The organism is Sphingobacterium sp. UBA5996, assembly GCF_002429765.1.
Classification (GTDB): Bacteria; Bacteroidota; Bacteroidia; order Sphingobacteriales; family Sphingobacteriaceae; genus Sphingobacterium.
Genome location: NZ_DJAS01000014.1, coordinates 86074 through 110224 on the forward strand (window position 1 = coordinate 86074; position 24151 = coordinate 110224).

At 39.6% G+C, this 24151-nt stretch carries 21 protein-coding genes; 11 read left to right on the plus strand and 10 right to left on the minus strand.

From position 1 onward, the window contains the following. Positions 1-411 (minus strand): tRNA (adenosine(37)-N6)-threonylcarbamoyltransferase complex ATPase subunit type 1 TsaE, encoded by a 411-nt coding sequence (gene tsaE, locus B3E00_RS10825; RefSeq protein ID WP_209577495.1) that lies wholly within the window; start codon positions 409-411, stop codon positions 1-3. A 12-nt stretch (positions 412-423) separates the two neighbouring features. Further along, a complete protein-coding gene (locus B3E00_RS10830; protein WP_209577497.1) occupies positions 424-1977 on the minus strand; it encodes a PglZ domain-containing protein in 1554 nt (517 codons plus the stop codon). A gap of 267 nt (positions 1978-2244) precedes the next feature. Here B3E00_RS10830 and B3E00_RS10835 point away from each other — a divergent pair, with 267 nt between their 5' ends. The 9 genes from B3E00_RS10835 (at position 2245) to B3E00_RS10875 (ending at position 12107) form a co-directional block, all read left to right on the plus strand. Then, entirely contained in the window at positions 2245-3495 is a 1251-nt protein-coding gene (locus tag B3E00_RS10835; RefSeq protein WP_293938403.1) for an HD domain-containing protein, read from the plus strand. Positions 3496-3528: 33 nt separating this feature from the next. Beyond that, positions 3529-4569 carry a UDP-3-O-(3-hydroxymyristoyl)glucosamine N-acyltransferase gene (gene lpxD / locus B3E00_RS10840; protein WP_293887553.1) on the plus strand — a complete coding sequence of 347 codons (1041 nt, stop codon included), beginning with the start codon at positions 3529-3531 and terminating at the stop codon, positions 4567-4569. A gap of 139 nt (positions 4570-4708) precedes the next feature. Further along, positions 4709-6109 (plus strand): bifunctional UDP-3-O-[3-hydroxymyristoyl] N-acetylglucosamine deacetylase/3-hydroxyacyl-ACP dehydratase, encoded by a 1401-nt coding sequence (locus B3E00_RS10845; protein WP_209577816.1) that lies wholly within the window; start codon positions 4709-4711, stop codon positions 6107-6109. Positions 6110-6119: 10 nt separating this feature from the next. Next, a complete protein-coding gene (lpxA, locus tag B3E00_RS10850; RefSeq protein ID WP_209577503.1) occupies positions 6120-6908 on the plus strand; it encodes an acyl-ACP--UDP-N-acetylglucosamine O-acyltransferase in 789 nt (262 codons plus the stop codon). Positions 6909-6925: 17 nt separating this feature from the next. Further along, a complete protein-coding gene (locus tag B3E00_RS10855) occupies positions 6926-7555 on the plus strand; it encodes an ABC transporter ATP-binding protein (protein WP_349681460.1) in 630 nt (209 codons plus the stop codon). 229 nt (positions 7556-7784) lie between these two features. Then, on the plus strand, positions 7785-8345 hold the full coding sequence (gene efp, locus B3E00_RS10860; protein ID WP_209577505.1) for an elongation factor P: 561 nt from the start codon (positions 7785-7787) through the stop codon (positions 8343-8345). 90 nt (positions 8346-8435) lie between these two features. Next, the gene (locus tag B3E00_RS10865) at positions 8436-9017 is read left to right on the plus strand and encodes a 5-formyltetrahydrofolate cyclo-ligase (RefSeq protein ID WP_293887555.1); all 582 of its coding nucleotides are present in this window, start codon (positions 8436-8438) and stop codon (positions 9015-9017) included. 174 nt (positions 9018-9191) lie between these two features. Then, entirely contained in the window at positions 9192-10934 is a 1743-nt protein-coding gene (locus B3E00_RS10870; protein ID WP_293938406.1) for a transcriptional regulator, read from the plus strand. Between the two features lie 438 nt (positions 10935-11372). Further along, the gene (locus tag B3E00_RS10875; RefSeq protein ID WP_293938408.1) at positions 11373-12107 is read left to right on the plus strand and encodes a hypothetical protein; all 735 of its coding nucleotides are present in this window, start codon (positions 11373-11375) and stop codon (positions 12105-12107) included. A gap of 143 nt (positions 12108-12250) precedes the next feature. Here the strand turns inward: B3E00_RS10875 and galE are convergent, their stop codons facing one another. Continuing rightward, the gene (gene galE / locus B3E00_RS10880; RefSeq protein WP_209577534.1) at positions 12251-13282 is read right to left on the minus strand and encodes a UDP-glucose 4-epimerase GalE; all 1032 of its coding nucleotides are present in this window, start codon (positions 13280-13282) and stop codon (positions 12251-12253) included. A 174-nt stretch (positions 13283-13456) separates the two neighbouring features. On the opposite strand from galE, the gene B3E00_RS10885 reads away from it, so the two are divergent. Further along, entirely contained in the window at positions 13457-14701 is a 1245-nt protein-coding gene (locus B3E00_RS10885) for a 3-deoxy-D-manno-octulosonic acid transferase (protein ID WP_293938410.1), read from the plus strand. Positions 14702-14737: 36 nt separating this feature from the next. On the opposite strand, the gene B3E00_RS10890 is transcribed toward B3E00_RS10885, so the two are convergent. From B3E00_RS10890 to B3E00_RS10900, 3 genes are all read right to left on the minus strand, one after another. After that, a complete protein-coding gene (locus B3E00_RS10890; RefSeq protein ID WP_293938412.1) occupies positions 14738-16186 on the minus strand; it encodes a glyceraldehyde-3-phosphate dehydrogenase in 1449 nt (482 codons plus the stop codon). A gap of 137 nt (positions 16187-16323) precedes the next feature. Then, complete coding sequence (hemW, locus tag B3E00_RS10895; protein WP_293887560.1) at positions 16324-17451, minus strand: radical SAM family heme chaperone HemW; 1128 nt, start codon at positions 17449-17451, stop codon at positions 16324-16326. 317 nt (positions 17452-17768) lie between these two features. Further along, positions 17769-19646, minus strand: a complete 1878-nt coding sequence (locus B3E00_RS10900; protein ID WP_293887561.1) for a M1 family metallopeptidase — start codon at positions 19644-19646, stop codon at positions 17769-17771. 161 nt (positions 19647-19807) lie between these two features. On the opposite strand from B3E00_RS10900, the gene B3E00_RS10905 reads away from it, so the two are divergent. Further along, positions 19808-20665 carry a hypothetical protein gene (locus B3E00_RS10905; RefSeq protein WP_293938414.1) on the plus strand — a complete coding sequence of 286 codons (858 nt, stop codon included), beginning with the start codon at positions 19808-19810 and terminating at the stop codon, positions 20663-20665. 174 nt (positions 20666-20839) lie between these two features. Here B3E00_RS10905 and B3E00_RS10910 read toward each other — a convergent pair whose 3' ends face one another. The 4 genes from B3E00_RS10910 to B3E00_RS10925 form a co-directional block, all read right to left on the minus strand. After that, entirely contained in the window at positions 20840-22258 is a 1419-nt protein-coding gene (locus B3E00_RS10910; RefSeq protein WP_293938416.1) for an MBL fold metallo-hydrolase, read from the minus strand. Between the two features lie 11 nt (positions 22259-22269). Beyond that, entirely contained in the window at positions 22270-23085 is an 816-nt protein-coding gene (locus B3E00_RS10915) for a sulfite exporter TauE/SafE family protein (protein ID WP_293938417.1), read from the minus strand. A gap of 64 nt (positions 23086-23149) precedes the next feature. Then, the gene (locus tag B3E00_RS10920; RefSeq protein ID WP_293882647.1) at positions 23150-23563 is read right to left on the minus strand and encodes a DUF6691 family protein; all 414 of its coding nucleotides are present in this window, start codon (positions 23561-23563) and stop codon (positions 23150-23152) included. Between the two features lies 1 nt (position 23564). Then, positions 23565-24125: a YeeE/YedE family protein gene (locus B3E00_RS10925; protein WP_209577549.1), complete on the minus strand. Its 561-nt coding sequence runs from the start codon at positions 24123-24125 to the stop codon at positions 23565-23567. Positions 24126-24151 lie beyond the last annotated feature (26 nt).

Here is a 24151-nt window from a genome sequence, read left to right on the forward strand (position 1 = left end):
TTAATGAATAGAGATTTGACGTGTTGTTGCATCTATGATGCTGATATGTATTTCCTTTGCTTCTTCAGGAAGTAAATTTGGAATTTTCTCTGGCCACTCAATAAAGCAGTATGCTCCAGAATAAAAGTATTCCTCGTAGCCAAAATCAAATGCCTCCTGTTCCTCATTGATACGGTAAAAATCGAAGTGATATACGGGGCCACTGGCAGATTCGTATTCATTTACGATGGAGAATGTCGGGCTAGATGTGCTGTCTTGGACATTTAATTGTTTGCAGAGGTATTTCACAAAAGTTGTTTTCCCGGCCCCCATTGGACCATATAGCAGAAAAATTCGGACCTCTGGAAAACTATTTAAAAGTGTCTGAGCTGCTTGCGATAAATCTGCGGTCGAATTTACAATAATTTCCATGCTGCAAAATTACTATTTCGGCAAGTATGTCGCAAAGGGGATAATCATTTCTTCCAAAGAGATTCCGCCATGTTGAAACGTTCCATTAAAGTAATTTACAAATTGGTTGTAGTTGTTGGGGTACACAAAATAGGTGTCCTCCTTGGCAAATACGTATGTTGAGCTCACGTGAAGTTTGGGCAATTGTGCCTCATGTGGGTTTTTGATAGCGAAGACGTCTTTGTCGATATAATTCAAATTTTTCCCTTGCTTATATCTTAAATTTGTATTTGTATTTCGATCCCCCACAATTTTACTTGGCTTTTTTACACGGATCGTGCCATGGTCAGTGGTGATAATTACGCGAACCTTTTTTTGGGAAAGCCATTTGATAGCCTCCAATAAGGGGGAATGCTCAAACCATGACAAGGTGAGGGAACGGTATGCTGCCTCGTCGTTTGCTAATTCCCGAATCATAGAGCTATCTGTACGTGCATGAGATAGCATATCCACAAAATTATACACTAATGCATTGAGCTGATTGTGCATTAAATTTCCGAGATTGTCTACAACGTCTTTTCCTTGTTCCAGCGTCAGAATTTTTGTGTAGGAGTGTTTTATGGGCTTTCGATAAAGGCGCTTAATCTGATCCTCCAAAAATTTATCCTCGTATAGATTTTTACCACCTTCGTCTTCATCATTTTGCCATAATTTCGGAAAACGTTTTTCCATTTCTAAGGGAGTTAGTCCACTAAAAATGGCATTTCTAGCATATTGTGTTGCTGTTGGCAAAATACTGAAATAGTTTATTTCCTCTTCCAGTCTGAAATAGTCGGTAATAACCTCATTAATGATCTTCCATTGGTCAAACCGCAAATTGTCTATTAAGAAGAAAAATGTAGGTACATCATCTTCCAGCGTAGGGAACACTTTCTTCTTAAACAACTGATGTGACAGTATGGGGCCATTTTCGGGACGATTAATCCAATGGATATAGTTGTTCTCTATGAATTTTGAGAACTGCATGTTAGCCTCAGATTTTTGCATGGTCAGAATTTCATGCATATTGTTATCTTCAAGCTTTTCTAGAGATAACTCCCAGTACACAAGCTTTTTATATACTTCCGACCATTGGTCGTAATCTAGGTTTTCGTTGAGGGTCATCCCTAAATTACGGAAGTCCTGCTGGTAGGCCATGGATGTTTTTTCATTGACGAGGCGCTTGTTTTCAGTCAATTTCTTTATCGTCATCAAGATTTGTTTGGGATTGACCGGCTTGATCAGATAATCATCTATTTTAGAGCCTATCGCATCTTCCATGACATGTTCTTCTTCATTTTTAGTCACCAGCACAATAGGGACAGAAGGATTGATAGATTTCAGTATACCAAGTGTTTCAAGTCCGGTTAAACCGGGCATATTCTCGTCTAAAAAAACGAGATGGAAAAAACCATTTTTAAAGGCTTCAACAGCATCATTTCCGTTATTGACGGTGTCAACTTTATATCCTTTGCTTTCTAAAAATAAGATATGTGGTTTTAGAAAGTCAATTTCATCGTCAGCCCAGAGAATATGTGTTTTTTGCATCTGCTATATATGTGTTTAATTACTAGAGGAGGACCGTGTTTCTATGAATGAAATAGTGTAAAAGAACAACTCTTACCTATTTAACGGATTTTTGATCTCATGCTAACTTAAGCAAATATCGTGCTTTAGATTTTATTTTTAACATTTCTTAACGATGAACTAACTATCTTTGTTTTAAGTTTATACTGATGTTAACCCAGCGTTCGGGATTTAAGAGCTAGGTTTCATAATTTATAGTGTTGATGATCGCATTAATTTGTCGCCGCCTTGAACAAAAATAAAATTATAAATGATCCGGTATACGGGTTTGTTTCGATCCCCACAGGATTGGTCTTTGATTTGGTACAGCATCCTTATTTTCAGCGACTCCGCTATATCAAGCAGGTGAGTATGACACATCTCGTCTATCCAGGTGCTTTACATACTCGGTTTCAGCACGCCATTGGATCGATGCATTTGATGGCGATGGCTTTGGAAACATTAAGAAGCAAGGGTGTATTCATTTCGGACACTGAAGAGGAGGCAGTTCTTTCAGCTATTTTACTCCATGATATTGGGCATGGCCCCTTTTCCCACTCTCTAGAACATAGTTTGATTGAAGGCGTTTCGCATGAGCTGTTGTCTTCGTTGTTAATGGATCGAATCAATCAGGATTTGGACGGAAGGTTGAGTCTTGCAATTACCATTTTTAATAACAAATATGAGCGCAAATTCCTTCACCAATTGGTGTCGAGCCAGTTGGATGTTGATCGGATGGACTATCTCAATAGGGATAGCTTTTTTACGGGAGTATCTGAGGGAGTGATCTCATTTGGTCGTATCATAAAAATGCTCAATGTGGTAGCGGATGAAATTGTTGTGGATTATAAAGGGCTATATTCAGTAGAGAAATTTCTGATAGCACGGCGACTGATGTATTGGCAAGTATATCTGCACAAAACCGTTATTGGTGCTGAGCAGTTACTGATTAAAATTCTGCAGCGGGCAAAATATTTGACGGCTGCTGGCTATGAACTCTTTTCTACTCCAGCTTTTCATTGGTTTTTAAGCCAGCAAATCAATAAAAGTAATTTTTTGGACAACCCGTTGCATTTAGACTGGTTTACTCGTTTGGATGATACAGATATTATGTCTGCCATAAAAACATGGGAGTGTCATGAGGATCATATTTTAAGTACAATGTGTCAACGGGTAATGAAGCGTGATCTATATCGCTCTGTATTGAGCAACAAACCTTTTTCACCCGAATATATTGATTTGGTGAAGGCCAAAGTACAGTCGGAGATAGGGGTGGCGATGGAGGATATTCACTATTATGTATTTACTCAGGAAATTCAGAATCGTGCGTATAATTCTTCCCAGGATCAAATAAAAATTTTGTTAAAATCGGGCGAGCTTGTCGATATAACGGAGGCTTCTGATCTCGGGAATTTAGAAGCACTGTCGAAAAATGTCGCTAAATATGCATTGTGTTATCCAAAAGAGGTGAGATATGTTGCAATTCCTTCCACCAAGTAGTTATTTTTTAATAAAAAAACATAGATTTGTACCATGCAATTTACTGCTCAACAAATAGCGACATTATTAGAAGGACGGATTGAAGGAAATCCAGCGGTTGCGGTAGGTAACCTTGCCAAAATTGAGGAAGGTAAAAAAGGTGATCTTTCTTTTTTGTCGAATCCAAAATATGAGCATTTCATATATACTACTGATGCCTCGATTGTTATTGTTAATGAAGATTTGCAATTGACACATTCGACTAAACCTACATTGACGATTATACGGGTTAAGAATGCCTATGCTGCTTTCTCTACTGTCCTAAATATGTATAATGAGTTTCGCCTTGACAAAAGTGGACGAGAGGAACCTCATTTTATACACGACGAAGCTGAAATCGGCCAAGGGGGGTACATCGGTGCTTTTGTATATATTGGCAGAGGAGCATCGATCGGTGATCATGTGAAAATTTACCCACAGGTTTATATTGGAGATAAAGTTACGATTGGAGATAATACAACGCTCTATCCAGGAGTGAAGATTTATCATGATTGTAAGATCGGTAAAAATGTGGTGGTACATTCAGGTGTTGTCATCGGATCAGATGGATTTGGATTTGCACCACAAGAAGACGGAACATATAAAAAAGTTCCTCAGATTGGCCATGTTCAAATAGAGGATAATGTTGAGATTGGCGCAAATACGGTAATTGACAGAGCAACCATGGGAGCTACCATTGTGCGCGATGGCGTGAAGTTGGATAATTTGATCCAGATTGCCCATAATGTTGATATTGGAAAGAATACTGTCGTTGCGGCGCAGACTGGTATTTCCGGTAGTTCAAAAATCGGAGAGCATGTGGTATTGGGCGGTCAGGTTGGTGTAGTTGGGCATATTGTTATTGCTAAGGGATCCCAAATTCAGGCCCAATCCGGAGTGAATAGATCGATCAAAGAAGAGGGTAAGAAGTGGGGCGGTACACCGTTGATGCCTTATCAGCCACAATTGAGATCTAATGTGATTTTTGCTCGTCTTCCTGAATTGGAAAAGCGAATCCAGGAATTAGAAAAATTAGTAGAAAAAAAATTAAAATAATTATTTTTCATTGAAAATAAGCTGTTCTTTAATTGTGATGAAACAGTAGTTTATCGTAGCACTATATCATTAAAGGGTATAGCACAATCAATAAATGTTTTGTCAAAAGAAGTTTTGATTTAAAAATATGTTATTAGAAATGAATGTAAAACAGCGAACCATCAAAAACGAGGTTGAGATTTCGGGGGTAGGTCTTCATACAGGGAAAATTGTATCGATGACCATTAAACCAGCTCCGGAAAATCACTGGTTTAAGTTCAGACGTGTAGACTTGGAGGGGCAGCCAGAAATTTTGGTTGATGCAGATAACGTGACAGACACTTCGAGGGGGACGACAATTACTCAGAATGGTGCAAGTGTTAGTACAATTGAACATTTGATGGCGTCGTTAATTGGTTTACAAATTGATAACGTCCTGATTGATATAGATGGTCCCGAGATACCTATCTTAGATGGAAGTTCAGCTATTTTTGTAAAGCTGCTTGAAGAGGCAGGGTTTGAGGAGCAGGATGCTGATAGAGATTATTATGAGATTTCCAATAATATCCATTATGCAGAGCCTGATCGTAAAGTCGAGATATTGGGGATGCCGATGGATGGCTATAGGATGACCTGCATGATCGATTTTAACTCGCCGGTGTTGGGAAGCCAACATGCTGCGATTACGTCAATTGACGATTTTAAATCCGAAATTTCATCTTCACGTACCTTTTGCTTTTTGCATGAGTTAGAAATGTTGGTGGATCATGGGCTTATTAAAGGCGGTGACCTAAGTAATGCCATTGTTATTGTGGATAAGGAGACTTCACCTGAAGAATTACAGAAATTAGCTCATCTTTTTCATAAAGAAACCGTAGCAGTTGCCAAAGAAGGAATATTAAACAATAATCAATTACGCTACCAAAATGAACCTGCCCGACATAAACTGTTGGATATGGTTGGAGATTTGGCACTCGTTGGGCGACCGCTGAAAGGCCATATTATGGCTGCTCGGCCGGGGCATGCCGCCAATGTTGCGTTTGCGAAAAAGATAAAGGAGCAGATTAAGAAAGATAAAACACGTAAAAAAATTAAAGTTTACGATCCTAATATGCCAGCATTATACGATACGGTAGAAATTATGAAGATTTTGCCGCATCGTCAACCTATGCTTATGGTGGATAAGATTCTTGAATTGACCGAAACACATGTGGTGGGCTTGAAGAATGTTACCATGAACGAAGATTTATTTATGGGACATTTTCCCGGAGCGCCATTATTTCCAGGCGTGTTGCAAGTAGAGGCTATGGCGCAGACAGGAGGAATTTTGGTTCTTAAAACAGTTCCTGATCCGGAAAATTGGCTGACTTTATTTCTGAAAATTGAAAATGCCCGTTTTAAAGCGCAGGTAACCCCCGGAGATTCTGTTATTTTTAGATGCGATTTGATGGAGCCGATTCGAAGAGGTATCGCAAAAATGAAAGGTGTGGCCATGGTAGGAGAGAAGATCGTATGTGAAGCCGAGCTTATGGCTCAGATCGTAAGAGTAAATAACAACTAAAGTAGTATAGATGATACAGCCATTAGCTTATATTCATCCTGAAGCAAAGATTGCTAAAAATGTGGTCATCGAACCATTTGTAACCATTTATAAAGACGTCATCATTGGTGAAGGCACTTGGATAGGCTCAAATGTGACGATTATGGATGGAGCACGAATAGGAAAAAATTGTAAAATATATCCCGGTGCCGTAATTTCTGGAGAGCCCCAAGATTTAAAATTTGATGGTGAGATTACAACAGTGGAAATTGGTGATAATACGACCATACGGGAGTGTGTAACAATCAATAGAGGCACCAAAGATAGATATAAAACAGTCATTGGGAAAAATTGTTTAATTCAAGCATATAGTCATGTTGCGCATGATTGTGAAGTAGGTGATAATTGTGTTTTCTCAAATAACAGTACGCTTGCAGGACATATTACCGTGGGTGATTATGTCGTACTGGCTGGGATGGTAGCTGTTCATCAATTTGTCAAAATTGGTTCGCATGCATTTGTTACCGGTGGTTCATTGGTACGTAAGGATATCCCCCCCTTTGTTAAAGCGGCGCGCGAACCTATTTCTTATGCAGGGATTAATTCGGTTGGATTAAGAAGAAGAGGATTTTCGGAAGATCAGATCGCCGAAATTCAGAACCTCTATCGAATTCTTTTTGTCCAAAATAGAAATTTAGCTAAGGCTATAGAAATTATAGAGGCTGAATATCAAGCAACAGAAATTCGGGACGAAATTTTGGATTTTATTCGGAATTCGGGCCGAGGTATTATGAAAGGATTCAATAATAGAGCGATGTAATCGCGTTATCGGTTCTTGTGAATTTGAAAATTATATTAAAGGATATTGGTAGGAGGTATAATAATGAATGGATTTTTAGGCATATAAACTATACCTTTGAGTCCGGAAAGAGTTATGCCATCCTTGGTCATAATGGCTCGGGAAAATCTACTTTTCTGAAAGTGCTTTCGAGTAGTTTGACACCTTCTGAAGGTGAATTGGTCTATAACTATGGAGACGAAGTCTTAGGTGTGGATCAAGTATATCAGCAACTTTCTCTTGCAGCTCCATACGTTGAATTGATAGAGGAATTTACTTTAATGGAGCTGATTGATTTCCATTTTAAATTTAAAAGCTATCTTCCTTCTTTTGATAAAGAAACTGTTATCAGCTTATTGGGGCTGGAACATGCGCTTGACAGAGAGATACGTTTTTTTTCATCCGGTATGCGACAGCGGGTGAAGTTGGTACTAGCATGTTGTTCCGCATCTTCGTTGGTCATGTTGGACGAACCTACAAGTAATTTGGATAGTTCCGGTGAAGAGTGGTACTTAACTTTAATCGATCGCACGAAGTTAAAATCTAGAATTCTTGTCGTCTGTTCAAATCAGAAAAAAGAATATGAGTTTTGTGATGAACATATTTCAATTCTGGACTTTAAAACCTAAGTATTACTGGTTTCCATGACCCTTTCCTTCACCTCGATCGCTGTGTACATAAACCCTAAAAAAATGCATTTTTAGTGTATTTACCTTCCGAACGCTAACGCTGATTTTTCTTCCTATTGAAAATAGCTTTTTCCATAAAAAGTAGTGAAGGAAATTTTTATAACACAATTAGTTTTTGTATTTTTGACGACTCAATAATGAGATAACCGTTTAAAGTTCAATTCAAAGAATGGCTAAGGCATCAGAGGTAAAATCAGGAAATATTTTAAGATTTAACGGAGAATTAGTTTCCGTGGAAGAATATATACACCGTACACCAGGCAATTTGCGCGCGTTTTATCAAGCTAGAATGCGCAATGTTAAAACGGGTAAATTAGTTGAGTATCGTTTTAGAGTTGACGAATCTGTGGAAATTGCACGTGTAGAAACAAACGATTATCAGTATTTATATGAAGATGGTGAATTCTTCGTTGTAATGGATAATAGTACCTACGAGCAATTTAATATTCCTAAGTTTTTGTTTGGTGATTCAGCCCGTTTCTTGAAAGAGGGAATGACTGTCATTATTGCTTTTGAAAGTGATGAACCTATCATGGCAGAAGCACCGAAAAGTGTTGAATTGGAAATTACATATACTGAACCGGCAGTAAAGGGAGATACGTCTACAAATGCATTAAAAAAGGCAACTGTAGAGACAGGTGTCGAGATTATGGTGCCGTTGTTCATTAATCAAGGTGAGAAAGTAAGAGTTGATACGCAGACTGGTAACTATATCGAGCGTGTAAAATAACATAAAGATTTTAGGTTTAGGTTGATTATTCGGTCTTGTTAGCGCTCGCTACAAGGCCGTTTTTTTATCTTTATAAAAAAAATTATTTAGATGAAATCGAAGAATGAGCTTAGGCATACATACAGAGCGAAGAGATGTCAATTGTCTATCGCTAGAGAGACAGCCCTCAATAGCATGCTTCTGAATCAATTTATGAAAATTGATCTCTCCAAAGTAAATCTTTTACATGTTTTTATTCCTATTGAAAAATATCACGAGCCAAATACGTATGCTATCATAAATTACGTTCAAGAATTTCATCCTCAGATAAAAATCGCTGTTTCAAGATCTAATTTTGAAGACTATTCGATGAAGCATTATCTATTTGATAAGCAAATGAGATTTGAAAAGAATGCATGGGGAATATCAGAACCAACTGCAGGTGCTGAAGTTGCTCCGTCGGATATCGATATGGTTCTTGTGCCCTTGTTGATCTTTGATCTTTTTGGCTATAGAGTGGGATATGGAAAAGGCTTTTATGACCGTTTCTTTTCTCAATGTAAAGTTGATGTTCAGCGTATTGGATTGTCTTTTTTTGAGCCGATTGACGTTATTACGGATCGAAACGAACATGATGTTCAGTTAACTCAGGCGGTAACACCCTATCATATCTATCATTTTGTCAATGAATAGGATTTAGTTGAAATAATCAGGCCCTATCCTGCGCATATCACTAGTATACGATCTGTTTTCTATAATAGCCTACGGTAGGTGGATCATCCTCCAATTTTGGTTTGATTTGGCCCCATGGTGATTTAATTAAAATTATTTTTTATTTTTAATGCGATTTTCAATGCCTGCGCCAATATGTCTAGATTTTTTCTAATTGTTTTTTTGTTAGCGATTATACCGTTTCACATTGCTCGTGGAATGGGGCTGATGAGTTCAAACTCCTCGATGGAAGAAAAAAATTTTTATGAAACAATCATAAAAGAATCCACGAAACATCAATCTTCCAATTTGGCGTTGAGTAAATATCTAGCACCGTATTTTAGCCAAGCTGTACGAAAAAATGATAAGGCGCTTCTTGCAATCTATTATTGTTTGCTGGCCGACCAGTCTTTTAATGATGAAGGAAAGCGAAATAGCTTTAGCGATAAATACTATCTTAAAGCATTGGATCTAGATGGGGGATACAGTTATCAAAATGTGAAAACTTGGGTGAAAGTCATGTATGGCTTTTATCTTTATAGATGTTTAAAAGCATCTGAAGCTTTGCCATTTATTCTTGAAGGCGAAAAAGGCCTTGAAGATATACCGAAAGAACTGGTGTTGGATATCATACAGACCTATAAAAAGCTTGGTTATTTTTTTGGGACCTTGGGTGATTATACGTCTGGAATCAAGTACTTGACCTTAGGCCAGCAACAGGAAATAATTTCGCCTAGATTGAGGGCCGAAATTCTAGACAATTTAGGGATGTTGACGCTTAAAAGTGGGGGGGATACATTGCAGGCCATGAAAAATTTTGAGCTCGCTCAATCCTTGGCTCTTGCGGAGAATGATTCATTGCGCTACGCGAAGATTTTGGGCAATCAGGCCGCTGTCTTCGAAGGTATGAAAGACTATCGTAAGGCCTTATCACTGTTAGATAAGGATCTTGAAATTTCTAGATCAATAGGTGATAAACGAAATACGATTTTTGCCTTAATGATGCAGATTAGACTAAATATTGCCAGACAAGAAATAACTGATGTTCCTCACATGATTAGCGAGGCCGAGTTGCTTTTATCAGGTTCAGATGATAAGAAGACAATATTGGAACTTGAAATTCATAAATTACATTTGGCCATTCATAATCGGGAAGTTGGGCATGAATTAGATGCACGTAGGAGGATTGAATGTCTACAGGACTCGTTACGATTTCTCGATGGAGATCCTGTATTATCCCAATTGAAATTTATGGCTGATAAACAGAAGTATGCGGATAAATTATCTTTAGCGCAGGCGGTAATTAAGAAAAAGCAAGCCGAAAGAAGATTATGGCTCATATTAAGTTTATTGGTGTTGGTGTTATTTTTCTTTGTTTACAACGCCGTTCGCTATCGGGCAAGGAAACGTATTCGCGATTATGAATATCAGCTACTCAACCTGAAGTATACAAAGGCTGAACTAGATAGGGAACTAATGAGTTCAAAAAGTCAGGTTGAAGAATATGTGGCTTATCTTAAGCGAAACAATGAACAGATCAATGTGCTCTCAGCATTACTAGAGGAAAAGGGCAACAATGTTGAAAGAGATCGCGAGGAGCTTAAAATCTTATTGCAGTCGCACTTGATTACAGAGGAAAAATGGCAGGAATTTAAGCTGCTGATTATGAAAGAATTTCCTAATCTATTACAAGAAATACAATCTAAATTTTCCGATATCACCGAATCCAATTTACGTGTAATTGTACTGATGAAACTGGGACTTAATAATAAGGAAGTCGCCAATGTTTTAGGGGTTACTCCAGATGCGATCAAAAAATCGATGCAGCGTTTGAAAAAGAAACTTGGAGATCAGGCTGGGGTGCTTATGGAATACATTTCCGACAAAGAATTTGTTTAAATGGGCGCGATCACTAGTGGAGGAGTTTAAATTAATTCGCTTCTTGATGAATCATATGAATACAGATGACTCAACTATGGGATCTCTCAAAAAGCTATAGTATAGCGTAGTTGGGGCACTCTAGTTTCGGCCTTCGGATGACAGAGCCGTTTGATAGGGGGCAAGTTAAGACCATGTTATTGCCAAGTTCGCCCTGTAAGCAGCTTGAGTGTACAGTGAGTCCACCTTGAGTCCACCTTTTAAGGTGCTTTCACTGTGCCTGCATGTTTTTTACTACTCGGAAGCAGGGCGAGCACGGGGCGAAGTTGTCCATACGCTATTCACAACAAAGTCCCCTGAAAATTACAAGATTTACAATTGTCATTTTACTCAAATTTGGAAATCCTTAAAAATCAACAAGATGCTTGACAACAGGGCTTTACTGTGGTATCTTTAGGTATGGGAATAAATGATAATGGATTTATCAGGGGCCTGGTCGGTCCGCTGGTGAATAGAAAAGTTGGCAATAAAAACTACCTGCAGAGCAGACCACATCGTGTCAAACAGACTGATGATACCAAAAGAGCTAGTAAAGATTTTGGAAATGTAAGTCGTGCTGGCGCACTGATCCGGATGTGTTTCGGCGAAATACATCAAGGGCTTCATGATGGGCAGATGGGCAATCGGCTAAATAGGCAGATCTACCGGGCAATAAAAACAAATCTTGATTGCGAAAAGGGAAGCCGCACACCGAGCAACAGCATATTGGATAGATTGGTGAATTTTCAGTTCAATGAAAACTGTCACATGCAGGATTATTTTTTTATCGATCCGGTAGTTTCCCTGAACAAGAAGAAAGATCTTAAAATATCATTCCCGGAGTTTGATATCAAAAGAGCGCTGGCCCTTCCTGACAAATGCAATGCGGTGGTATTCAAATTTCATGCCTTCTCATTTGATTTTGATGAGTTTGAGCCCACAGAGATAAAAGAGGTAGAGTGGGAATACGATATTAAGTATAGAGAGAATGTGATACCGGCAAAAAACTTGATCATTAAATGTGGCGATTTTGTCGGTAGTTCAATATTTGTTGGGTTTACGATGCTCTATCTGGAAAAAGGGAGCTATCGGTCAAATGTACTCAATGAAGTAAATTTTAATCCAGCTTCTATTATGGCTGCTTTTCAGCTTTGAGACGGATAAGATGAGCTGCGGATCGGGGAGTTTTTTCTGCAAAAAGAGAAAGGAGCCAAACAATCCAATTTACTATGACCAAAAATATGACCGTCTCAGTGCCCTGGACGGTCATATTAAATGTAGAGCTCAATGGGGCCTATTTAATCCAGTGGATTTTCTTTCAGATTTTTTTCCCAAGCCCAAGCAGAAGCCATCATTTCATCAATTCCCAGTTCGGCTTTCCAATGCAGTTGTTCCGCAGATTTGGTCACATCACCATAAACCTTGATGACATCACCATCCCGGCGTGGGCCAATTTCATAATTCAATTTTTGACCGGATGCTTTTTCAAACGCTTTGATGGCTTCGAGTACTGAATACCCCTTGCCGGTACCCACATTGAATACATCATATTTCCCGTTCGGATTTCCTTTGTCCAATAAGTTGATTGCTGCAACGTGTGCTTTTGCCAAATCAACCACATGGATATAATCCCTTACGCACGAGCCATCTATGGTGTCGTAATCGTCACCGAAAACTGTTAGTTTTTCTCTTTTACCGATTGCGGTCTGTGTAATGAATGGTAATAAATTCTGAGGCACACCGTTTGGCAATTCGCCTATCAGTGCGGACTCATGTGCTCCAACGGGATTGAAGTAGCGCAATGCAATAATATTATAGTTATCGTATGCAGTAGCTGTTTCTTCGAGAATTTCCTCCGCAATTTGTTTGGTATTACCATAAGGGGAAGTCGCTCTTTTGACAGGTGCACTTTCATTGACAGGAAGTGTATCTGGTTCGCCATATACAGTACAGCTTGAAGAGAAAACAAAATTAATCGGCTTATTTTGATAAGCTTCTAACAAATTGATTAATGAGAAAAAATTGTTGTGGTAATATTTTAAAGGTTTTTTGACAGATTCGCCTACAGCCTTTGACGCGGCAAAGTGGATAATCCCTGATATATCCGTATTTTCTTTAACAAATTCGTTCACACGGTTTGTATCACACAGGTCAAATTGGTGAAATTCGGGTTTAACCCCGATAATCTTCTCAATCTGATCCAAAATCTTGATGTTTGAATTGGATAGATCGTCTATGATGACAGGTATGTATCCTGCTTGATGTAGTTCGACTACGGTATGCGAACCGATGTAACCCGTTCCTCCTGTGACTAATATTTTTTTGTTCATTATTGTTGATTATAGTAAGTAAAGTCTTTCTGTCTTGCAGGTAAGGCAAAATATAAGATATTGTTCCCTATGCTTCGGCACGCGGATAATTTTGATTTTTATTTTCCACTCATGGCTTCCTTTTAATGAAATGGGTTTAATATCTTTGACTAAGATAAACATTATTTTAAAAACATGCGTTTGCTTTATTCAATTGGAATCGTTCTTTATGGACTCTTACTGCGTATTTTAGCTCCTTTTCATGGTAAGGCCAGGCTCATGGTAACAGGGCGGAAAGACTGGTATCAAAGGATGAAACAAACGGTTGATTCTACCCAAAAACATATCTGGTTTCATTTTGCTTCGTTGGGAGAATTTGAGCAAGGAAGACCTGTTTTGGAGTCTGTAAGAAATACGTATTCTGATCATAAAATAATTGTAACATTTTACTCTCCCTCGGGCTTTGAGATCCGAAAAAATACGGCTTTGGCCGATTATGTGTTTTATCTTCCCTATGATACGGCGCAGAATGCGCGACTTTTTCTTGACCTCATCAACCCAAGCTTCACCGTATTCACGAAATATGAATATTGGTATTATTTCTTTGAGGGTCTGTATAGACGGGGCATTCCTTTGTTTTTGATCTCAGCAATATTTAGACCCGATCAGATCTTTTTTCAGACATATGGTAACTTTTTTCTTAAGATTTTAGGCTATGTGACTTACTTTTTTGTGCAAAATGAAGAAAGTGCCCGTCTTTTAAAAGAATTTGGGATACGCAACGCCGGGCTTGCAGGAGATACCCGATTTGATCGGGTAGTAGACCTCCCTAAAAGTAAGAAAATGATTCCTGAGGTCATCCAATTTATTGGTGAACATCCAACTTTGGTGGCTGGAAGTACCTGGCCACAAGATGAACAAATGCTAAGAGAATTGTTTGCGGATTATCCGGCCTATAAACTCATCTTGGCTCCGCACGAGATTCATGAGTCACATTTGGCGAGTATTTTCGCTCTTTGGCCAAATGCGCTCCGCTTTTCGAATATGGCTAGTTATGATGCTGTTACAATAGCAGACGCTCGTGTATTGGTTATCGACAACATTGGTATGCTTGCTTCGTTGTATGGTTATGGCCAAATAGCCTATATTGGTGGTGGATTTGGGGTGGGAATACATAATACGCTGGAGGCCGCAACTTATGGCATACCGGTTCTATTTGGTCCAAATTTCAAAAAGTTTCAGGAGGCGAAGGATCTTGTACAGAATGGTGCAGGTTTTTCTATTGAAAGTGGTAAAGAACTCCATAAAGCTTTTGCTGCTCTTCAAGATTGCGGTTTCCGCCAGGAAGCGGGAAAGTTGGCCCGTGAATATGTGCTGCAAAACGCTGGAGCAACGCCGATTATTATGAAATACCTTAAAAGTAATCTTGTTAAAGTATAAGCGGCGGCTATACAGCTACCGCTTATGTTTTACAGTTTAATAGTAAGTATATCTTCTTACACCGGTTATATGGCGGGATAAGCGCATTACCTGATGTGAGTATCCATATTCATTATCGTACCAGATATACAGAACAATGTTTTTGCCGTCTGCCGAAACTATTGTTGCCGGAGCATCGACTATGGCAGCGGCACTGGTTCCAATGATATCCGATGAAACAAGTTCATTGTCTTTGGAAAACATAATCTGTTCAACAAGGTTACCCTGCAGCGATGCCTTTTTTAAAAGGGCATTGATTTCGTTGACCGTAGTTTTGGATTTGATTTGAAGATTTAATATCGCCAATGACCCATTTGGGACGGGAACACGAATAGCGTTTGAAGTCAGTTTGCCCGTTAGCGAAGGCAACACTTTTGCAACGGCGTCCCCTGCTCCAGTTTCGGTGATGACCATATTGAGTGCGGCGGCCCGGCCCCGCCTGGATTTCTTGTGCATATTGTCGACAAGATTCTGGTCGTTGGTATAGGAGTGTATGGTTTCAATATGCCCTCTATCTATTCCTATTGTATTTTCAAGTACAGCTAAAATGGGAGATATCGCATTAGTGGTACAAGAGGCCGCGGAAAAGATCTTATGTTTTTGCAAATCGCTATCATTTTCGTTGACCGCATATACGATATTTGGGACCCCTTTACCGGGAGCTGTTAATAATACTTGTTCGGCGCCTTTGGATTTCAGGTGGCGACTAAGTTCCTGCGCATCGCGAAAAGCCCCTGTATTGTCGATGATTAAAGCATTTTCTATACCATAGATTGTGTAATCAATATCCTCGGGTTGTTTTGCGGAGATCAGATGGACGGTAATTCCATTGACGACGAGTGCCGGATTTGCTATATCGGCCTGCACATCGCCTTCGAATGCACCGTGTATGGAATCCGTTTTTAATAGTGCCGCTCTTTTCAGGATCGATTTGCTATCATTGACGTCGCGAGTTACAATGGCGCGGAGACGAAGCTGCTGTCCCGCACCGGTGTTAAGCATAAGTTCGCGGGCCAGTAAGCGACCGATACGACCAAAGCCATAAAGCACCACATCACGTGGCTTTAATTTCTCCTGTTGATGCATGTCCTGTAACTCCGCAGTAATGAAATTGTGTAGGTCATTAGCGGAAAAGGTTTTTTTCTTGGCCTGTAAAGTGAGTTTCCCAAGGTCAATACGAGCGGGAGAAAGTGGCGATTTTTCCAATAGCTGTGCGATTTGCAGTGTGTCAAGAATGTCGACCGGCTCGTCGGTAAGCAGGGCACTTTCCTGAATCAGGTTTAGGATAGCACTCGGTTTTGCATCAAAGAGTCGATTTCGAAAGAATACGAGCTCTACGGCGTGGTTATACCACAGGTTGCTGACAATTTGAATTAAGTTTACGGCAGCATTATGTTGCTCTCTGTAACTTTTGATTTCTAAGTCAAAAGATGGCTTGTGTGACATAATAATTTTATAATAGATTATGTTACAAACATAGGACAAAGTAGGTAGAAAACTGTCTTAAATTTCCATTTTCACAATTTTTAGCGCTAAATCGCTTTTTGTATTAATGATTTTATAAAATATAATATCTTTATTTGCTAATCTTCTATTATAAATAAATCAGACATGATGCGATCGGCCATTAATTTACCCGCATCTGTTAAACGTAAGTTGTTTGGCTCCAAAATAAGATTCTTTGCTGCTATAAATGGTTCAGCTTCTTTTAAGACGCGATCTTTAACGGATCGTCCAAACTTACTTTCCAGTGCAATTAGATCTAGTCCCCACATGGTTCGCAACGATGTCATGATATTTTCATTGATCTGGTCAAGCGTGGAAAGCTCCTCAATTTCCAGGGGAAGTTGGTCTAAATTAATGGATGTCATATATTTAGCATTATTAGAAACATTCCATGACCTTGAAGTTCCATTGAATGAATGAGCTGAAGGGCCGATGCCAAGATAATGTTTGCCTTTCCAATAATTTGTATTGTGACGAGCATAACAGCCGTTTTTTGCAAAATTGGAAATTTCGTACTGCTCATATCCCGCGGATTTCAAGGTATGAATAAGAAGACTCATCTGATCAGCTGCCTGATCAGAATCTATGGCTGGAGTTATCCCTTTATTTATAAAGTGATCTAATGCTGTTTTCTTTTCCACAGTCATGGAGTAGGAAGAAATATGAGGAATTTCAAAGTCAATCAGTTGTTGCATATTATGACGCCATTTTTCCGTTGTCAATAACGGATAGCCATAAATAAGGTCACAGGTAATATTTTCAAAGCCTGCATCTTGCACACGCATTATCGATGCGACTGCTTCCTGTTGATTATGCGCTCTGTTCATCCATTTGAGATCTTCCTCAAAGAATGATTGTATACCTATGCTGAATCGATTGATTGCTGTATTCCGCAGACTGTTTACTTTGGCGGCATTTAGATCGTCTGGATTGGCTTCTAGTGTAATTTCAGCGTGATCTGCAATATCAAAATGCTTCGCGATCGTCTCGATGATCCGCGCGATCTCATCCGCTTCCAATAAGGACGGTGTGCCGCCGCCAAAATAGATAGACTCGATCTTTTTGTCTTCCAAATACACTGCTCTAAGCGCAATTTCCCGTTTTATAGCATTGATCATCTCGCTTTTGTACTGAAGTGAAGTGCTAAAATGGAAATCGCAATAATGGCAAGCCTGTTTACAGAATGGGATATGGACATAAATCATAGGTACAAATATACCAAGACCTAATCAACTTGGCTCTTTATTCGTATGATTTCTTCTCCTATAGGCTCTTGTCGGCGCAATACGTGTTGTATTTCACTGGATAGCCCTTAAAAGTAGCCATCCATGTATTGGCTTTAGCATAGGATGAATATTTTATGACTTCCATCACGGGCAGCCAAGCAAGAGGGATTTGCGATAATGGGTATCCAATTTGCGACGAAAGTGTCCAAAATAAAAAAACAGCTTCCAAACCGTATTGAATATACTTGGATTGGAAGCTGTTTTTTGTCCTTTATGCTGCGATAGCCTGTGTTTCGTTATTTGCTAAAGGTGTTATTTGACGATTCTACATCTGCCAAGCGCAGTGAAGGATCAATTGTTACTGCTTTTGGTGTCTTTGATAGCGGAATGGTATAATCGGGTTTAGTCCAGAACCAGTCTTCGAGCACGGTTCTTTTAACACCTTTGTAAATGTCAAAATGTTCTTCCGGTTTTTCTCCACGCATTTCACGCAAAGGGATATAAAAGAGTTCCTTGCTTCCATCGGTGTATTCTACGAGAACATCCAGTGGCATGGCGAAATTAGACTTGTTAGCCAAAAGAATTTCTTTATCTGTTACTTTTTCAATGGCGTAATCGATTTGACGGGTGGTATTGATAAACAGGTTGAAATACCATTTCAGGTTGATCCCCGAAACTTCTTCAGCAACGCGTTTGAAATCATTAGGGGTCGGATGTTTAAACTTCCAGAGATCATAAAATTTCAGAAAGGTTTTCTCTAAGTTTTCCTGTCCAATAATATAACCCAGCTGCTCTGCAAGTACAGCACCTTTGTTGTATGCTTCGTTGCTGTATCCATAATTGGTGTTATAATAATCGGCCAATAAGCTCATCGGTTCTTCTTTACCAGAAAGCGCTAATTTGTAATAACCACGGTAAGCTGCAATTTGCGGGTTGGATGCTATGGCTCCTCTTTTTTCAAAGATATGCTGCATGGCAAGCTCTTCGACATAGGAGGTAAAGCCTTCATCAAACCACTCATCTACAGTTTCGTTGATTCCAAATAATTGCTGGTACCAAGAGTGTGCTGATTCGTGGAATATTACACCAACAAGGCTTTTTAGATTGCGTCCACCGGTGATCAGCGTAGCGGTACCATACTCCATTCCCCCATCGCCACCTTGAATAATGGTATATGTTGGCCAAGGGTATTTTCCAAACTTTGCACTACAGAAATCGAAGAATTCGGTGGATAGACCTATCGCTGTTTTCCAATTGGATATCACTTCTTTGTCGGTTGGCAAAAATACGGTATACACTTTTATTCCGTTTTTACTTGAAGCTGAATCTACGACAAACTTGGGATCCGCGGCCCATACAAAGTCATGGATATTTTGGGCCTTATAATGCCAGGTAGCTTTATTGCCGTCTAGTTTTATCTTTGCCTTCGGTTGATAACCTTTTACTTCTGCTGGGTTCTGAAGAACACCTGATGCACCGACTACATAATTTTTGTTGAGCCGTATGGTCACATCGAAATTACCAAAGGGAGCAATGAATTCACGGCCTGTATATTCATCTAAATGCCAGCCGAATTCATCAAATTGAGCCATTTTTGGATACCATTGCGCCATAGAGAGTGCTACTCCTTCGGCAGAATTTCGGCCAGTTCTTCGGATTTGTTCTGGCACTTGAGCGGTCCACTCCATGTCAAAACGGACTGTTTCGCCATCTTGTATAACCGACGGTAGAGTGACCTCCAAGATGGTCCCATCAATTTTAAATGAGGTATGAGCCCCATTCATTGTTAAGCTTTTGATTTTTTGATAACCTATTTGATTGGTTTGGAGCTCTCCGATACGGCTTTGATATATTGGTTTTTCTTTCGTACCTACATTAATCACCATGCGCTTGTCGGGATCACTGATGTTTTTTAAGCGATAATCCATCATCGATCCTGGTTGAAAAGCATTGAAGTATAGATGGAAATAGACCTTTTTTAGGGACTGACCTGAATTATTGCTATACTTCAAGATCATTTTTCCATCGTATTGATATGCTTTTTCATCCACGTTGACGTCCATTTTGTAGTCAACTTTCTGTTGCCAGAATCCTTTCCTTTGGGCCTTCACTACTGCCCCCCAAATATTGAATACACATGCAAGTGTAAAAAAGGATATAATTTTAATTTTCATGTCTCAAACTTACAAAATTGTCTCAATAAATGGCGCTTATAGGTGCTTGATGACGCTAATGTCATCAAATCTTGACGAAAATCCATCATTGGATGTGGAATTGGCTTGGTTTTGGTTATGGGATTTATTTATTGAGTTAAAATCAATTTTACTTTTTATTTATGGATAATCTATATTATAAGCCCTCTGGAAAGGCTCCTGCGTTGGCTATTATTGGCTCCCTGATACTAGGTACTTTGGGTGCCATTGTATTGGCTATTGTTTACATTGCTTTACAATGGTTTATACCCATTATTTACTTTAATGTATTTATTACCTTAGGTTTTGGTGCTGGAATATTCTATGTGCTGAATTTTTGTTTCAAACAATGGAAATTAAGGAATAGGGGGGTAGCCATTTTGATCACATTATTGGTCGCCATTTTAGCCTTTTATGCACAGTGGGCTCTGTTTGTATCATTAATGTACAATGCGGAAGGAACAATGGGCGGAGATACCTGGGTAAAATCGTCTTTTAATCTTGAAGGTTTTAAAGCTTTTTTCTTACACCCGACATTTATTTGGGAAGCGATGCAAGGTTTAAATGAAGTAGGTACGTTTACCCTGAAAAAGAGCCCGGTTTCGGGCGGTATGTTGTGGGCCGTGTGGGCTATTGAAATGGGTATTATTTTGATTACTCCAATCATTATGGCTTTCCGCGGCATCACTATCTATCCATTTTCTGAAAAAGACGAAGTATGGATGAATAAACGCGCTTTGCCGGGAAGGTTAAAGTATGTGGCTGATAAAGATACCGTAGTCAGCTCGTTGGGCAACCATGATTTTGCCTATGTATACGACTATCTATCGGAAGAAGAAGAACATCTCTCTTTTGCTACCGCTGAATTATATGAATCTGAAACGGACGACCATCAATATTTGACCATCTATAATCATCAATTTACGGAAAAGAAAGGCAAGCTGGAAGAAAAGAAGGATGAGGTGATTGAGTTCTTGCGAATAAACAGAAATAGTTTGTAGACTAGTTGGAAAGGTAATCTATTCGGGTGCCTTTCGGCTCTGCTTCGCCTTTTGTTCGCCCCTTGTTCGCCTTGCGTACTCGTTTTCTCCACCTTGCGCCCACTGTGCGCCCACTTATTAGGTGGACGTACAGTGGGCGCAAGGTGGGCGAACAGTGGGGGAACTCCGAACCAGTTACGAATAAGGGGCGAATGAGTCGGCAACAAGAATACCGCCCTTTGATTTCCATTCATTAATAGAAGGGCTATAAATTTTGACTTCCTCAATACCATTTTTCGCCAATATCGATGCCGCTATGGTTGCCCGGTCTCCCGATTGACAGTGGAGATACAGCTGTTTACTTTGGTCCACTTTGCTGAGGTTGTCCTCAATTGTTCCAACAAAGAGATGTGTTGCATTCGGTAAATGGCCCTCTGCGAACTCACTGGCGTTGCGCACGTCTAGAATTTGCGTGTCAGATTTGTCCAAAGCGCTCTTCATTTCTTCAAACCCGATGAGCTGTTGATGCGCTAATGCGATGTCTAAACTGGGGATTGCATCCGGTGTAATATATCCGGTAACGTGATCCAATCCGATGCGCATAAGTTTACGTGCAACGTCGTCCAATTGGTTTTCTTCTACAATGAGTATAAAAGGATCGGAGTAATTAAGTATCCAGCCTGCCCACGTATTAAAAGTCTTGTTGTTTTGAATATTGACGCTACCTGGCAGATATCCCTTTGCAAATTCGGACTTGTGTCGTGTATCAATGATTGTTGTTCCTTCGTGGTATAAATCAAGAAAGGCATCATTCGTTAACCTGTTGTATCGAGGTACTTCTGTTTGTAACGGCCGCACTATTTTGTTGAGTTTTTTCATCATAGCAAAGTAGCGTGGTGGCTCGGGTTGTCCTGATAAAAGCTCATCTACAAAAGCTCCTTCATTGTTTTGGTATTGAAGTGCCCAATTCCGTATTTTCTCATATCCAACGGTCGAACTGGGGACGGCGCCGAGTGCCTTTCCACAGGCGGATCCGGCGCCATGAGCAGGCCATACCTGAATATGATCGGGTAAAGTCAAGAAATGTTGCAACGAACGGTACATTTGCTGTGCTCCAATCTCTTTGGTTCCGATCATTCCAGCCGCATTTTCCAATAGATCAGGGCGGCCAATGTCGCCAACAAATACAAAGTCACCAGTAAAAATCATAACAGGTTCCATCGTTGCCGGTGTATCGACCAGTAGAAAACTAATACTCTCAGGTGTATGTCCGGGAGTATGGATAACCTTGAAAATAAGGTTTCCAACTTGAAATTGATCGCCATCTTTTAATCCTTTATGTGGAAATGCGTATTGCCAGTCTGCCCCACCTTCATCGGATAAATAAGGTTGGGCACCTGTTAATGCGGCCAATTCCAGTGTGCCTGATAGGTAATCGGCATGGATATGTGTTTCCGCAATATGCGTTATGATCAGATTATTCTTTTGTGCAATCTCAAGATAGGTATCTACATCTCTTTTGGGATCAATAACAATAGCTACTCCTTTTGCCTGACAGCCAATGATATAACTCGAATGAGCAAGAGATGATTCAAAAATGTGTTGAAAAAACATAACGTGTGATTTTAATGATTTACAAATTGCATGAATTCGAAAGCAAAGATTAGGATGCCGATGCTAATTAAAAAATATCCAAAAATACCTTTCAATTTAGCGGCATCTAATTTATCTTTCCATTTGGAACCAATTTGGAGGCCTATTAATGTGATTAATGTAAAGGTTACTAATATAAACCAATTCATATGTTGTAAGAAATGATAATTCGCGATCAAGCCGAATGATGCGTTTAATCCAATAATGAACAGAGAAGTGGCGATAGCCTGCTTCAGTGGAATACCTAAAAGTAATACTAGGGCTGGTACAATTATGAATCCACCTCCTGCACCGACCAAGCCCGTCATAATGCCAACCAGTGAGCCGACAAGGATAACGTTGAAAATTTGTGCAGGTCTACCCTTGAATGTGGCGTTCTGTACCTGTTTTTGTCTTCGTACCATCGCAGTCGCAGAAATTAATATCACGATTGCGAACAATAGCATGATGATATGGTTTCTGGAAATCTCCATACTCGCGATGTTGAATGACTCGGGTATAGAAACGAGAAGATAGCGCTTGGTGAAATAAACTGAAATTAGCGAGGGAAGTAGAAAAATAGTTGTGGTTTTCAAGTCAATTTCCCTCTTTTTTAACGGATAAATTGATCCGACCAAGGCTAATATTCCAATGGAAAACAGCGAATAGTCCAATGCATATTGAGGTTCAATATGGAAGATATAGACAAATATGGGGAGTGTTAGGATGCTTCCGCCGCTACCCATTAGGCCCATCGATAGCCCGACGACGACAGCTAATGTAAATCCAGCTATAAATATTAATTCCATTTTCTGTTGCTAAAAATTTAATTTTTGATGGCGTGGGCTTTCAAAATAGTAGACTACCTGTAGGTTAATGGGGCAATTTGTTGCGCAAGATACCGTAAATCCATGTACCCAATAAGGCAAACAATAGTACAATGCCAATCGTCCAGTAACCGGCTCCGATTAAAGCAAACATGGGGCCTGGGCAAGCACCAGTCAGCGCCCAGCCCAAACCAAAGATTGTGCCGCCCACCAGATACCGGGTAATGCTTTTATCTTTATCTGCAAAGGTGATGTGCGCTCCGTGGCTGTCCTTAATTTGTTTCCTTTTAATGATCTGTACAATAATAATGGCTGTTGTTAGCGCTGTTCCAATGATACCATACATGTGAAAGGAGCGAAATTGAAACATTTCGTATATTCTATACCATGATGCCGCTTCCGACTTATATAAGATAATGCCAAATAATATGCCTATTAATATGAATTTTAATGCTTTCATTTTATGCAAAGATTAAGGGAAATAAAAAATGGATCATGATTATTCCACCTAGGAAGAAGCCGATTACAGCGATCAACGATGGAATCTGGAAGTTGCTGAGCCCTGAAATGGCATGTCCAGAAGAGCAGCCGCCAGCATACCGCGTTCCAAAGCCGATTAATATACCGCCGATACTTAAAATTAGGAATTGAAACAGAGATCCGTTAAAAACAAAAATGGATTCGGGGAGGTAACCTTGTATATGGTCGATAATACCCAGTTCTTTCAGATCTGCCACACTTTTCGCATGGATTTGTGTTGGTGTGCCGTCGTCGAGAAAATAATGTGCGATAAAACCTCCGATAACGGTTCCGAGTACCAGCAGAAGATTCCAGGATTGTGTCTTCCAGTCGAACCTAAAAAAAGATGAAGTTTTGCCCGCACCTAGTACAGTGCACATTGTACGTAAATTGTTGGACATGCCAAAATCCTTACCCTGTTTGAGCAGAAGGTACATGACCAGTGCAATTAAAGGACCTGAAATATACCAGGGCCACGGTTGTTTGATGTATTCCAATAACATAACAATGTTCTTAAGTGATGTTACAA